11 protein-coding genes and 1 pseudogene are annotated in these 14478 nt (G+C 70.7%); 10 read left to right on the forward strand and 2 right to left on the reverse strand.

Features of this window, described 5'->3' with window-relative positions; all coding sequences use genetic code 11:
• The first annotated feature begins 72 nt into the window (after positions 1 to 72).
• Entirely contained in the window at positions 73 to 855 is a 783-nt protein-coding gene (locus tag QSK35_RS07940; RefSeq protein ID WP_285743772.1) for an EI24 domain-containing protein, read from the forward strand.
• An 857-nt stretch (positions 856 to 1712) separates the two neighbouring features.
• On the opposite strand, the gene QSK35_RS07945 is transcribed toward QSK35_RS07940, so the two are convergent.
• Positions 1713 to 3635 carry a beta-propeller domain-containing protein gene (locus QSK35_RS07945; RefSeq protein ID WP_285743773.1) on the reverse strand — a complete coding sequence of 641 codons (1923 nt, stop codon included), beginning with the start codon at positions 3633 to 3635 and terminating at the stop codon, positions 1713 to 1715.
• A gap of 86 nt (positions 3636 to 3721) precedes the next feature.
• Entirely contained in the window at positions 3722 to 4531 is an 810-nt protein-coding gene (locus QSK35_RS07950; RefSeq protein WP_285743774.1) for a S1 family peptidase, read from the reverse strand.
• A 160-nt stretch (positions 4532 to 4691) separates the two neighbouring features.
• Between QSK35_RS07950 and QSK35_RS07955 the strand changes: the two genes are divergently transcribed.
• The 9 genes and pseudogenes from QSK35_RS07955 to QSK35_RS07995 all read left to right on the forward strand — a co-directional run bounded on the left by QSK35_RS07955 (position 4692) and on the right by QSK35_RS07995 (position 14424).
• Positions 4692 to 5066 (forward strand): FKBP-type peptidyl-prolyl cis-trans isomerase, encoded by a 375-nt coding sequence (locus tag QSK35_RS07955; protein ID WP_285743776.1) that lies wholly within the window; start codon positions 4692 to 4694, stop codon positions 5064 to 5066.
• Between the two features lie 157 nt (positions 5067 to 5223).
• Entirely contained in the window at positions 5224 to 5757 is a 534-nt protein-coding gene (locus QSK35_RS07960; RefSeq protein ID WP_285743777.1) for a YbaB/EbfC family nucleoid-associated protein, read from the forward strand.
• A 32-nt stretch (positions 5758 to 5789) separates the two neighbouring features.
• Complete coding sequence (locus QSK35_RS07965; RefSeq protein ID WP_285743778.1) at positions 5790 to 6098, forward strand: type VII secretion target; 309 nt, start codon at positions 5790 to 5792, stop codon at positions 6096 to 6098.
• The gene (locus QSK35_RS07970) at positions 6098 to 11176 is read left to right on the forward strand and encodes a DUF8616 domain-containing protein (protein WP_285743780.1); all 5079 of its coding nucleotides are present in this window, start codon (positions 6098 to 6100) and stop codon (positions 11174 to 11176) included. Before QSK35_RS07965 ends, QSK35_RS07970 begins: the two co-directional genes overlap by 1 nt.
• Complete coding sequence (locus QSK35_RS07975; RefSeq protein ID WP_285743782.1) at positions 11169 to 12056, forward strand: hypothetical protein; 888 nt, start codon at positions 11169 to 11171, stop codon at positions 12054 to 12056. Before QSK35_RS07970 ends, QSK35_RS07975 begins: the two co-directional genes overlap by 8 nt.
• Positions 12057 to 12209: 153 nt before the next feature.
• Positions 12210 to 12551: pseudogene (locus QSK35_RS07980) on the forward strand (immunity 49 family protein); the annotation flags it as partial.
• Entirely contained in the window at positions 12548 to 12994 is a 447-nt protein-coding gene (locus QSK35_RS07985; protein WP_285743783.1) for a hypothetical protein, read from the forward strand. The pseudogene QSK35_RS07980 and the gene QSK35_RS07985, both read left to right, overlap by 4 nt.
• A gap of 34 nt (positions 12995 to 13028) precedes the next feature.
• Positions 13029 to 13472 (forward strand): hypothetical protein, encoded by a 444-nt coding sequence (locus QSK35_RS07990; RefSeq protein ID WP_285743786.1) that lies wholly within the window; start codon positions 13029 to 13031, stop codon positions 13470 to 13472.
• 79 nt (positions 13473 to 13551) lie between these two features.
• Positions 13552 to 14424, forward strand: a complete 873-nt coding sequence (locus QSK35_RS07995; protein WP_285743787.1) for a hypothetical protein — start codon at positions 13552 to 13554, stop codon at positions 14422 to 14424.
• The last annotated feature ends 54 nt before the right edge of the window (positions 14425 to 14478 follow it).

The following is a 14478-nucleotide window of genomic DNA, read 5'->3' on the forward strand; positions in this document are numbered from 1 at the left end:
GAACCGGAAGGAGCGAACGGATGGACTGCCGTTCTGGATCGACGAGTGGCGCGTCACGGCTATGCTCCGGCGGTGATCAAGGCGCTCCGCGACTTCGGCTCCGGTGTAGGTCTGCTGCTGCAGGGCTTCCGACTGGTCTTCAGCTCGCCGAAGCGAGTCCTGGTCGGCGCGCTGCCCGCGTTCATCACCGCGCTGCTGATGATCGGCGGCTTCGTGTGGCTCGCCTATCACATCGACGACATCGCCACCTGGGCGACGGGCTTCGCGTCCTCGTGGAACTCGGGCCTGCGCCGAACACTTGAAGTGGCCATCGGCATCGTGATCGTGGCCCTGTCGGTCGGCCTGGGCGTCCTGCTGTTCACGGCGGTCAGCCTGGTCATCGGTGGCCCGTTCTACGAGTACATCGCCGAGCAGGTGGAGGACGAACTCGGTGGCGTGCCCGAGGCGGAGCAGGCGAACTGGTGGCGGTGCTTTGTCATCGGCATCCGAGACGCCGTTCTGCTCATCACCGTCTCCGTGCTGTTCGCGATCCCCTTGTTCGCCGCGGGCTTCGTGCCGTTCGTAGGCCAGACGGTCGTGCCGGTCATCGCGGTGTGCATCAACGCGTACCTCTTGGGCATCGAGCTGACGGGCATCCCCTTCACCCGCCGTGGCCGATCCCTGAAGGAGCGCAGGCGCACCCTGGCCACGCGCCGGGCAATGGTCCTCGGCTTCGCGGTGCCGACGTACCTCCTGTGCCTGATCCCGCTGGCGGCCCTCGTGGTCATCCCGGCGGCGATGGCGGGCGGCACGGTCCTGTCCCACCGCCTGATCACCGCCCCAGCGCAGCATCCTCCGTCGCCTTACCGCCCGTAAGGCCGCACCGGCCTCCGGACTGTTCAGGTCGCCCCGGCGGACCAAACCAGCCGCCCAACCCGTGTATCGCCTCCGCTACCAAGCGGCCACGGCCAGCGCGCCGCCGACCCCACAAGCCATCCCGCGGGCACCGCCACACCGGCATCGCCACCCCGCACGGCACCATCAAGCCCGGCCCACAGCGCAGCACCCTCCGTCGCCCACCGCATAAGGCCGCACCCGCCCCCGGACTGTCCAGGTCGCCCCGGCCGACCAAACCAGCCGCCCACAACCACGTCCCACCCAACCCGTGTATCGCCTCACGCCCCCAAGCAGCCACAGCCAGCGCGCCGCCGACCCCACAAGCCATCCCGCGGGCACCGCCACACCGATATCGCCACCCCGCACGGCACCATCAAGCCCGGCCCACAGCGCAGCACCCTCCGTCGCCCTACGACCCGAAGGCCGCACCCGCCCCCGGACTGTCCAGGTTGCCCCGGCGGACCAAACCAGCCGTGCACAACCAACCCGTGTATCGCCTCGCGCCCCAAAGCGGCCACGGCCAGCGCGCCGCCGACCCCACAAGCCATCCCGCGGGCACCGCCCCACCGGCATCGCCACCCCGCACGGCACCGTCACGCCCGGCCCGCAACGCAGCCCGCCCACAACCATGCCCCACAAGGCGAACACGGCCGCGCCCCTACCCCGCGGCCCCCTCACACCTGCGCGGCGGCTCAACCGGCGGCCCAATCCCTGCAAACCCCCGACAATCCGCACCCAACCAGCCGACCACCCAACCTCCGTTCCGAACCGCGAACTCCCCGATACCGACCCGCGCACTGGCCAACACCAGCACGCAGGCCGGCCCGAGGAAAGCCTCAAGAGAAGGGAACCCAAGCCTGCTGAGCCAGTCCCTCCAGTGCACTGGCCATGGCGCCACCAGACGACACGGTCCACAACTGATCACCGATGACGAGCGCCCGCCGCGCCCCGTTGTCATACCCACCGGACTGCGGCTGCACGGTGCCCACCTCGGTGAAGCCACCGTCACGCACCCGCAGCACGAGTGACCCGGCAGCGAGGCCGCGCGAGTCGAACGACGTCACGGGAACGACGAGCGTCCCGTTGGCGGGCCAGTAAAGGAAAGCGTGGGGGTCGTACTCGGCCTCCGAGTTGGAGTGTGGAAGGAGGTGCTGGGCGAGCCTGCGCGGCGACGCCGGATTGCTGACGTCGAACAACGAAACCTGAGTGCCGGTGGCGCGCCCCTGCTCGGTGGCCTCCTGGCCGATGCCGATCAGCTTGCCGTCGCCGATCGGGTGCAGGTACGCGGAATAGCCGGTGATCTTCAGTTCACCGACGGCACGCGGCGCGGCCGGGTTCCCCAGGTCGAGCGTGTACAGCGGGTCGGTCTGCCGGAAGGTGACGACGTAGCCGACGGGTCCGGCGAACCGGACGCCGCGGATGCGTTCGCCCTTGCCCAGCCCGTCGACGCGGCCGGTCTGCGTCAACGTGGTGCCGTGCCTGGTCAGCACGATGACGCTGCTCTGCGTGGCCGGAGGCTGGTCGGTGGGACCACGCCACACGTCGCCGCCGGTCGTGGTGGCGACGCGCAGGTTCCCGTCGTACTCGGACATCGCGTACTGGTTCAGCAGCGTGCCGGCAACGTCACCGGAGGCGACGTGCACGGGCGGGCCGGGCTTGCTGATGTCGAACTGGTGGATCGCGGTCGTCGACGGCCGCGGCACGGGCGCGATGCCGGGCCGCTGGCGCGGCATCGGGATCAGCCGGTGGTCGTCGGCGACGTACAGCGACTTGTCGGTGCCGTAAACGGTGTCGCCGTCGGCCATGAGCGACACGGGCTGGCCGGTGCCGAGCTCGCGCGGCAGGTCGAGGGTGAGCACGGTGAGCATCGACGTCCCGGAGTGCACGACCGGGTGGCTGATGTGCGCGCAGTCCACGAGGGTGCCGCTCGACTTCTTGCCCGCGACATCGAGCTCGTAGCGCGGCAGCCACGCGTCGATCGGAGCGGAACCGACGATGTCGCGGTTCCTCCGCAACGAGTTCGGCTCGTCGGAGGCGCCATTGGGATAGACGAACGGAAGGCGCGGCGCCGAGCGGATGACGACGCGCGCGGTGCCGCCGATCTGCCTGGCGTCGACGTACCAGCCGTCGGTCTTCAGCGTGCCCAGAACCTTGGGCGCACCAGAGAGATCGACGAGCACCAGCTCGGTTCCCGCCTGGTACACCTCGCCGGACGGCGGCGCGATCGGCTTCTCCATCACCGGCTCGGCCCAACCGCCACCGTTGATCACGACAAGCGCGCGGTCGCCCTGCACGAGGAGCTGTGACGGGTACGCGTGAAACTCGAGGGTGCCGGTCACGGACTTGGAGGCGACGTCGACGACACGCAGCTTGCCGTCCGCGATGGAGACGATGCGCTTGCCGTCGGTCTTCACGATGTCCGGCTCGTCGATGCCCTTCTCATGGGTGTTCGTCGACGAATGGGCCGGCTCGGAGGCCTTCGACTCGGCGTTCTGCGGAGTGGCGGCCGTCGCCCTGCCGCTCGAGTCCTCCGCCATGGTGAACACGGGACCGCCGAACCCGTATGCGGTCACGTAAGGCAGTGCAGCGCGGCGGAGTTCGGTCAACGCCGTGTCGCACGAGTCGTAGGCGACGAGCTTCACCGGCTCGAAGTCGACGATCGGACGCGGCGGAACCTGGTCAGCGAAAGGGTTCGCGGAGCTGACACACCCCACGACGATGGCCAGGGCGGTGCCGGCCAGTACCCATCTTCCGGTCATGTCCCCAGGACGGATCCATCACCCGATCGGGTTGCGCGGGCGCCCGAAGACGCCCGCGCGATGGGTCAGATCAGGAGTTGAGCCGATCAGGAATTGATTTGGGCGGAGATCTGCGACGCGTAGGTCGCCACCCGCGTGTAGACGCCGGGGTAGCCGGCCGCGGCGCAGCCCTCACCCCACGACGTGATGCCGATGAGCTTGCCACCGGCCACCAGCGGGCCACCGGAGTCGCCCTGGCAGGTGTCGACCCCGCCCTGCGGATAGCCGGCGCACACCATGGCCGTCGCGTTGAACTCCGAGTAGCTCGACGCGCAGCTGGTGTTGCTGGTCAGCGGCACCGTTGCCGTGAGCAGGTACCGCGAGGCGGAACCGCCGGACGAGGTGGTGCCCCAGCCGAGGATCCGCGACGTGGTGCCCGCCGTGTACAGCGAGCTGTCCGCCGAGGTGGCGATGCTCAACGGCGCGTAGGACAGGTTGCGGTCGAGCGTGAGCACCGAGACGTCATAGCCCTTCGTGGCGTCCGTGTAGCTCGGGTGGATCCAGATCTTGGTCACCTTGGCGACGACACCGGCGGTCGAGTTCTTGTCGTCCCGACCGGCCACGACGCGCACGGCCGACGGCGAGTCGCCCTCGGTGCAGTGCGCGGCGGTGACGACCTTGTTGGCCTTGACCAGGGTGCCGCCGCAGTACTGGAATCCGCTGGACGTCGCGAGGTACACGACGAACGGGTAGGTGGACGTGCTGGCGCGCGTGCCACCGACGATCTGGGCGCCGACCTCACCATCGGTGGTGGTGGGCTGGTCGGCCGCGGCCACGCTGACGCCCGCCACCGGTAGCACCATCGCCACCAGCAGCGCGCCCAGCCATGACCGCAGGCGGTGCAGGGTTGCCGCCATGATCATCTCCTTCAGTTGTGGTTGCCCCGCAGGAGGGGCATAGATAGATCAACAGACACCCCGTGCGGCCACAAGAGCCAGTAGGCGTAGGCCATTCGGTCCCGCTGGTTCTGACGTGATTGACTCGCGCGAAGCAAATCCGATTCGAGGAGGACATCGCATGGCCGCGCAGAAGCCCGAGATCGACCCGGTCGACGGCCCCCCGCCAGCCGACCTCGTCATCAACGACATCACCGTCGGTGACGGCCCCGCGGCAGAGGCGGGCCAGTTCGTCACCGTGCACTACGTCGGTGTGTCCTTCTCCACCGGCGAGCAGTTCGACGCCTCGTGGGACCGCGGCGAGCCGTTCGGCTTCCCCCTCGGCGCCGGCCGGGTCATCGCGGGCTGGGACCAGGGCGTCGCGGGCATGAAGGTCGGCGGCCGCAGGCAGTTGGTCATCCCGTCTCATCTCGCTTACGGTGAGCGTGGCGCGGGCGGAGTGATCAAGCCCAACGAGACCCTCGTGTTCGTGGTCGACCTGCTCGGCGTCAACTGAGTCGTCCGAGGACAACGGCGTTCCCCTGAGACGCTCAGGGGAACGCCGTTGGTCTGTCCGGCCGATTTGCGAACCGAGCGGAACCGGCCGAAGAACCGCTGCGTCATCCTTGAAAGACCGCCTTGAACGACCGCCGCGTTAGGGGAGGAACATCACGGTGCCCGAGGACATCGCCGAGTCGGAGCGCATGGTTTCCCAGTGGGAACAGAGCGTGCGCGAGCGCGCTGACCGCTACCAGGCCATGGCGACCCGTGTGCAGGGAATGTCCATCAGCGAGCGGTCTTCCGACGGCTCGATCGAGCTGACCATCGGCTCGAACGGCATCCTCCAGAACCTCGTCATCAACGAGAGCGCCCGCGAGAAGCGGATGGCCGAGGTCAGCGGCGAGATCATGCGGTTGCTGCAACGCGCGCAGTCCCGCATCCCGGAGATCCTCCAGGAAGCGATGGCCGAGACGATCGGCACGCAGGACGAGACCGCCAACGTGTTGTTCAACGAGGCCAAGAAGAACTTCCCGGCTCCGCCCGCCGAGGAGGAGCCACCGCAGGCGGACCGCCGCAACGAGATCAGCTTCAACGAGGACGAAGCGGAGCGGCAGTCCACGCGTCCCGCACAGCCTCCGGCGCCTCCCCGCCGTCGTCCGCCAACCGATGACGACGACGACTTCGGCGGCGAATCCGTACTTTCCTGATCTCGTACACCACCACCCGAGGGGGAACAGCTATGACTGCCGGTGGTTTCGGTGTCACCGCAGACGCACTTGACGGCCACGCGCAGGCATTAGAAGGCCTGCAGAGCCGCCTGCAGGGCGCGGTCGACGCGGCCAAGACCGTGTCGATGCCGACGGACGCGTACGGGATCATCTGCCAGCCGTTCCGCATGATGCTCGACCCGGTGGAGCAGTGGGGCCTGGACGCCCTCAACGGCGTCGCCGAGGCGATGAACGCGACGGCGAAGAACGTCCGCGACACCGCCGCGCACTACCGCGAGGTCGAAGAGAGCATCCGCGCCACATTCGGCGGGGGTGCCTGATGTCGAATCCTCTTGTGCAGCAGCCGGATGCGGCGCCCACGGGGTTCATGAACAAGGGCACCGGCGACAACGGCTGGGCGACCGGCATCTCCATCGCCGAGTCGGCGATGGACACGTTCAACGGGATCAAGGACGGCAACTGGGTCGAGGCCGGCCTGGGCATGGTCGGCCTGGCCGCGGACGCGGCGTCGATGGCGATCGACCCGTTCGGCACGCTGCTGTCCTCGGCCGCCTCGTTCCTGATGGAACACATGCAGCCACTCAAGGAAGCGCTGGACTGGCTGGCCGGCAACCCGCCGGTGATCGAGTCGTACTCGGCGACGTGGAACAACGTCTCCAAGGAACTGGGCAAGGTCGCCGAGGACTACAAGCAGGCCGTCAGCACCGGCACCGCGGAGTGGCACGGCCAGGCCGGCGACGCCTACCGCGCGGCCGCCGGCGCGCAGGGTGACGCGCTGGCCGGTGCCGCCTCGACCGCGGGCTCCGTCGGCACCGTGGTCGGCATCATGGGCATGGTGGTCGGGTTCGTCCGGGAGATGGTCCGGGACCTGATCGCGGACCTCGTCGCGAAACTGATCACGTGGGTGCTGGAGGCCGTGTTCTCGCTCGGTTTCGGCACGCCGGTGATCGTGGCGCAGGCCGTGACCGCGATCTCGAAGTGGGCCACCAAGATCGGCGAGCTGATCCAGAAGCTCATCAAGACCATCAAGAAGGTCTCCCCGATGCTGGGGAAGCTGGTCGAGTGCTTCACCAAGATCATGAAGGTGGTGGGCAAGCTGGTCGGCAAGGTGACCGGCCTGGACGTGATCTCCACCAAGTCGATCAAGCCGGGCGGTTTGTTCCACCGAACCGGCGGCTCCCCGGACGTCACCCCGCACGGCGGTGGCGGCACGCACAGCAGCGGCTCGCCGGATGCTCCGTCCACTCCGGACTCCCCGTCGTCCCCGAACTCGCCGAACTCCCCGAACTCGCCGAACTCACCGGACGGTCCCGGCTCGAACAGTTCGCCCTCCTCGCCGAGTTCTCCGTCGTCGCCCAGCTCACCGAGCTCGCCGTCGTCGCCGGGCACGCCGTCCTCACACGGGCCCGGCTCTCCGTCGTCGCCGTCCTCACACGGGCCCGGCTCTCCGTCGTCGCCGTCCTCACCGGGCACGTCGTCGCCGTCGAGCGCGGCCCCGCCACACACGCCGTCCGCTCCGCACACCCCGTCAGCCCCTCATACCCCGGACGCGCCAAGCAGCCCGTCCACACCGCACACCCCGGCCGCCTCTGCACCAAGCGGCCACCCCGACGCCCCGTCCGCGCCGAGCACCTCGCACGCCGCGTCCGCTCCCAGCGCGGGCGCCCCGTCGGCGCACGGCCCAGGCGGCAGCCCGTCGAGCCCGAGCAGCCACGGCGCAGACGCCCCGCCGCCGCGCAACACGGGCCAGACCTACCAGTCCACGGCGGCAGCACCCGAGGCCCCACACCGCCCGGACGCCCCAGCAGCCCCGCACACCCAGACCCCGGCCGGCGGCCCGAACACCCCGTCCCAGCCGGGCATGGCCGGCGCCCCGGCCGCCCCACATACGGGCGGTAGCAGCCCCTCCACAGGCAACGCCCCGAGCGCAGGCGGCGCCCGCCCCGGCGGCGGTGGCGGCTGGACGGGCACCCCAGGCAGCCGCGGCGATCTGGGCTCCGGCATGCCGAGCCCGCGCACCCCGGACACCACGCCCTCGGCAGCGCGCCCGCACACCGGCAGCCCCAGCGCGCACGCGGGCTCCCCCACCGCGCCGCACACGAGCGCGGGCACCCCGCACAGCAACGCCCCCGCGGGCGCACCGCACACCAGCACGCCCGCAGGCGCGCCGCACACGGGCAGCCCGTCGGCACCGCACACGGGCGCCCCCGCCGGAACTCCCCACACCGGCGCCCCACACGGCAACACACCCGCGGGCGCTCCGCACACCGGCGGCCCATCCGCGCCACACACCGGCGCCCCCGCAGGAACCCCGCACGCCGGTGGCCCCAACGCGGGCACCCCGCACGCCAGCGCACCGGCAGGCGCGCCGCACACCAGCACGCCCTCGGGCGCGCCGCACACCGGTGCCCCCACAGGCACTCCACACACCAGCGCTCCCAACGCGGGCGCGCCACACACCAGCGCTCCCAACGCGGGCGCGCCACACACCAGTGCTTCCAACGCGGGCGCGCCACACACGAGCACGCCCTCGGGCGCGCCGCACACCGGTGCCCCCACAGGCACTCCACACACCAGTGCTCCCAACGCGGGCACCCCGCACACCAGCACGCCCTCGAGTGCACCTCACACAGGCGCCCCCGCAGGAACTCCACACACCGGTGCTCCCAACGCGGGCGCGCCACACACCGGCACGCCGTCGGGCGCGCCCAACGCCAGCGGCCCCTCGGCACCGCACACGAGTGCCCCCGCCGGAGCTCCGCACACCGGCGCAGGCACCCCGCACGGCAACGCCCCCGCGGGCGCGCCGCACACCAACGCCCCAGCGGGCACGCCCAACGCCGGCATGCCCGCGTCGGGTGCCCCGCACGCTGGTGGCCCGGCGGGCCGCCCGGACGCGCCCGGCACGCGCCCGCAGTCCGCGACCACCCCGACCCACGCGGACGCCCCCGCCGCTCCGCACACTCCGGCCAGCCCGCACAGCGGTCCCCAGCCGAGTGGCCCGCACACCCAGCAACCCGGCTTCGGCCCCACCGGCGGCGCACCGCACGCCGGAGGCCCCGCCGCGCACGGCCCCAGCGCCCCGAGCAGCCGGCCAGACGCACCCGGCTCACGCCCCGACGGCACGCGACCCGACGCCTCGCGTCCCCGCACCGACGGACCCGCCAACCGACCCGACGGACCAGGCAACCGGCCCGACGCACCTGGCAGCCGCCCCGACGGCTCCCGCCCGGACGCATCCCGGCCGCGCACCGACGGTCCCGGCTCCCGGCCCGACGGGCCCGGCAGCAGGCCGGACGCCTCGCGGCCTCGGACCGACGCGCCGGGCGGGCACCCCGGCGGCTCCACCCGTCCCGACGCCAACGCCCCGCACAACCGTCCCGACCCCGCTCGCCCGGACGGCGCCCGACCGCGCGGCGACAGCCCCACCACCCATCCGGGCCAGCGCCCCGACGCCCCCGGCCAACCCCACAACCGGCCCGACAGCCGCCCCGACGGCACCCACCCGGACGGATCACGGCCCGACGGCAGCCGGCCGGACGCACCGAGCCACGCCCCGGACACCCACAGCCCAGACGCACCGCACGCCGACACACCCGGCCACCCCGACACGCCGAACCACCACGACACCGACCCAAGCCACCACGACAGCGACACCCCAAGCCACGCGGACACGCACGAACGCCCCGACCCCGCCGAAGCCCACGCGAGGCACGCCGAAACGACCCCGGCGGGCGTGTCGCACCACGGCGGCGACCCGGACATGGGCGACCTACCGCACAAGGTCCCCAACGACCCGCGCTACTTCACCGCCGACGTGCACATCACCCCCGAGGGCAAGGCGCGCATCGGCGGCCACGACTACACGCCGGCCGAATACGCGGACATGCTTCGCCGCTCCGGCTACGACGGCAGCAAGCCCGTCCGGCTGATCGGCTGCGACGCCGCCAGCAACGACTTCGCGAAGCAGCTCTCCAAGCACCTGGACGCACCGGTCCTCGCGCCGAACAAGCCGGCCTGGACCGACAGCAGGGGCCGGGTGTTCACCAGCGACGCGGAAATCGGGCCCGACGGCACCCGCCAGCCGAAGATCCCGCCGAACGGCGAGTGGGAAACCCATCACCCGGACGGCACCCACTCCAAGACCGGCGACGACGGCTACGCGCCCGGCAGCGAGCACCACGACACCGACCACGACGTCGACGGCGCCAAGGACCGAGCGGCACAGCCGGGCGAGCGGGAGCGGCCGACGCACCAGGACATCGACTGGCAGGAGCCGCACCACACGCGCACCGAGTCGAGGACCGTCAACACCGGCGAGCCGTTCTACGATCCGCCGGCGCACAACCCCGCTCTCGAGCCGAACACCAAGTACGAGATCACCGACGCGAACGGGCGCAGGACGACCGTGTACACGGACGGGTCCACGCCGCCGCGGGTCACGCACGTCGACGCGCACACGAGCAACACTCGCACCGGGTACGCGGGCAGCCCGGTCGACAACCCGGACGCGAGCCACACGCAGCCGGATGTCGACTACCGGGTGCACGCGGGCGGAGAGCCGTTCACGTTCCACACCGACGACACCGGCAGGCCGGTGTTCGACATCGACGACTTCAACGCGCCACACGGCCCGGAGTTCGAGGTGGGTGGCGCGAACCACCGTGCGGAGACATGGGATCCGAGCGGCCCGCCGTTCAGCCACCGGACGGACCTCGAACCCGGCTGCCGGTACGAGGTCCGGACGCCGGACGGCGAGTGGCACGGCGATTTCTACACTTCTCCGCACCGGACACCGGACGGCGAATCGCAGATCACGCACGTCCGGACGTGGACGGACCAGAACCCCGAACTGGGCGACCGGCGCACCATGCGCGAGCCCGACGTGCGCCCCACCGACGGGTTGCCGCTCGCCGAGACGCGCTACGAAGTCGACGACCGCGTCTACCACACGACCGCCGACGGCAACGGCGCCATCTCGTTCGAGCCGGACTACAGCCCTGGCGGTCACCCGCCGCGTGACGGCGAGGTGCAGCGTCGCATGGGCCACGCCGGTGAGTACGACTACCCCGGCGCGGACTATCGTGGCGGCCACACGCAGGACCACGCGGCGGGTGGCATCAACGAGGCGCTCGGCGTCACGCCACAGCTCTGGCGGGAGAACAACATCCTGACGACGAACACCGATCCGCTCAGCCGCCACAACGACAGCTGGCGACGGTCCGAAATGGACCGCAGGGTCGCGCACGACCAGGGCGTCCCGGTCGAGCGGGTACGTGTCTTCCCGTCCGAGGCCTCAACCGGACTGACCCCGGACCGCCAGTACTGGGTCGAGCAGCGTGTCGACCCGACGACCGGCAAGCCCGTCGTCCACTACAGGAGCCACGACAATGTCTGACCCCCGGCCCCCCAAGGCCGAGCGCGAGGAACTCGCCGACAAGATCCTGCACTGGGTGAGCACCCGGTTGTACAAGGGCGTTGGTCCGGACTGGGCGCGCATCGACCTCACCGTCCGGATGGCGGGCGGCGTCGAGGACTACGCGTACGCGACCGTGAACCAGGACGGCTCCGCACAGGAGCGGGAATTCCCGAGCGAGATCCAGCGGGCGTTCCGGGACCTCCGCGACCTTCAGTACGAGGAGCAGACCGGCACGTGGTTCTCCGCACGCTTCACGATGGATCCGCCGGACTTCTTCAAGTACCGCTTCAACTTCGACATCGACCCGGTGTGGGATCCGCCGATCGGTCCCGAGGTGTGGGCGAAGGACCTCGCGCTGTACCCGCGCTCCGAAGCGAACATCCCGCGCTGGCTGCACAAGGCGCTTGATCCCGAGGCCGAGCTGCCGCCCGTGCCCCCCGGCGGGCCGGTCGAGCACACCACGTACGCCAAGCACGTGGAGCAGCAGATCTGGCACACCCTGCCGATCGGCTGGACCTACACCCAGGTCCAATTCCGCGAGATCGGATCGCACGTCGAGACGAACGCACTGGTCCGCGACGTGGCCGGACGGATGTATCAGTGGGCGCCGCCGCAAGCGGTCACCGAACGGTTCCAGGAGCTTCGCGCCTCGATGGCCGGCCCGCAGACCACCTGGTACAGCGCCAAGTTCGAGATGCAGTACAGCGGTGAGAAGAAACTGACCTTCAACCGCACCGACGAGCCGCAATGGGTCGCATCGCCACCGTCCGAGACCTACCAGGAGGAACTGCGCCGGGCGGGCTCGCTCGACGCGCTGCCCGGCTGGCTGCGCGCGCGAGTAACGGAGCCGGGCTCCTGACCAGTACAAACGTCGTGAGCCGGCGGACCGCGAAGTGGTGGAAGTGAGCCGGCACGACACCTACCCCAGCTATTCGGCCAAGCAACTCGGCAAGCTGGACCGCGTCGTCGAGCAGGAGACCGCGGACCTGCGGATGCAGACGGCTGGGCTCAACATCGGCGCCGCGATCTCCGCCGTGGCCGTCGCCGAACCCGGCACCGCGGTCAAGGTGGAACTGTGCTCAAGATCGTGTTCCCGTGGCTGGAGCTGTTCAACCACCTCGGCGAGGAAGGGCAGGAGCAGCAGTTCAACAACGCTCTGGCCGAAGCCCTGACGCTCCACAAGGAGCACTGGACCGCGACTCCCGAGAGCACCGACAACCCACTCGGGTACATCGCGCTCGGTCCACTCGCCCTGGCCTGCGTCGCCCGCGACACCGGCACGCAGATCGAAGTGGAGTCGGAATACCTGGCCGCGAAGCTGCTCGACCGTACGTGGGTTCTCGAAGGGCTGTGAACGAGCTGAATAGGCCACTTGACGAGCAGGGCGTGATCGACGCGCTGCTCGCGGCCCTGCGGGCCGGCGCCCCGGTGGGCTGGGCGCGGGTGAGGCTCGACGTGTGGGCCAACGTCACCGCCTACGAGATCGCGGCTTCCGCGCAGGACTCCCACGGCCGGTTCGCCGGCGAGGTGCGCCTGCCGGAGGTCACCAGAGAGCTCGTGGCGCTGCGCGACGAGATGTACGAACCGGCGCGCGGCGCGTGGCTGTCCGCCCGGTTCGTGGTGAACCGCGAGGGCGAGCCCGAGGTGTCGTTCAACTACGACGACGATCCGCAGTGGTCACCTCAGCTGCAGCCGGGACAGTTCGTGCGGGACCTGGAGGCGTACCCGCGCGCCGAGGACCGCGTCCCGCAATGGATGCGCGACGTTGTGGCACGCGCTGAGCCCGGCGGTAACTAGGCTCGAACGGCCACTACGGAGGAGGACCCGCGCAATGGCGAACTGGCCGCAGCTCACGCCCGTGGAACAGCAGGAGAAGCTCGCGGACATCACGCAGGAAGTGCTGGAGACCCTGCCGATGGGCTGGACGCGCCTGGTGGTGCGCGCCAAGATGATCGGCCCGCACAGCGAGGCGGACACCGGCGTCAAGATGAAGGACGGCTCGGTCCAGCCGTGGTCGTTCCCGCCCGAGGTGTGGCGGAAGTTCCAGCAGCTGCGCAAGGGCATGTACGCCGAGGGCCTCGGCTCGTGGATCGAGTTCGAGTACGTGCTGGACCCGCCCGGCCGCTACAGCATCCGGTACAACCGCGACCAGGACCCCGGCTTCGACACGCCGCCCACCAGCGAGAACTTCGCGACCGAGAACAAGTGGTTCCCACGCGTGGACGAGAGCATGCCGGAGTGGTTCCGCCGCGGCCTGGCATCGACCCCGGAGTGACCGAACCGGCCCGCACGTATCGCGACGGACGGTTAAGATCGGTTCACCGTCTGGGGGGATACGAAGGGGCGAGGAGAGCATGAGTCAGCCGGCGACACCGCTGAGCGACGAGGACCAGCAGCAGCTCGTGCGGCAGATCGGCCGCGCGATGCTGCCCGCGCTGCCACCGGACTGGCAGAAGGTGCGTGCGGAGTACCGCGCCGCGGGCAGGCACATCGAGGTCGACCTGGCGTTCAGCGGGCCGGACGGCCAGCTTCGGCCTGTGCGGCCGCCGATGGAGGTCGTACAGCTCTTCGGCCAGCTGCGCTCCGGCATGTACCAGCCGGACCGGGGCACCTGGCTGAGCGCGGTGTACGAGATCGAGGCGCCGGCGGCGTTCACGGTGGACTTCGAGGCCGAGGAGGAGCCGCGCTGGCGCAACGTGCCGCCGCCGATCGGCTTCCGGGACGAGCTGCAGACGTTCCCGCGGCCGGACGAGCGCATTCCGGACTGGTGGCGCCAGCGAGTGGGTCTGCCGCCGCTGCCTCAGCCGGAACCGGAGCAGCCGCAGGAGTACCAGGCCGCCGAGCAGCCGGTCGAGAACGCCGCGATGCGCACGGCCAGGGTGTACGACGGCAAGAACGACGAGGGCCGGATCTTCGTCAACCGGCAGCCGGTCGAGCCGCACCTGCTCGAGGGGCTCATCGCCTACCTCGAGGCCGCTCCGGTGGTGCTCGCCGCGCGCAACTACGACACGGACGAGTTCTCGCCGACCGAGCAGGACGTGCCGCTGAACTTCCGCACCGACGGCACCTGGATCTGGGCCGGCGCCGTGCCGCACTACCTGCGCAAGTACGGCCTGCCGCCGGAGCCGGAGCTCGTGGCGCACGCGGTCAGCCGCAACTTCCAGGTCGGCGAGGTGGACGAGGCGACGCAGGACCTCGCGGTCTCCATCATCACCGGCCAGCAGTAGGACGAACGGCCGAGGGCCGCTTCACCCCGCGCGGGTGAAGCGGCCCTTGTCCAT

Source organism: Lentzea sp. NBRC 105346 (assembly GCF_030269605.1).
GTDB lineage: Bacteria > Actinomycetota > Actinomycetes > Mycobacteriales > Pseudonocardiaceae > Lentzea.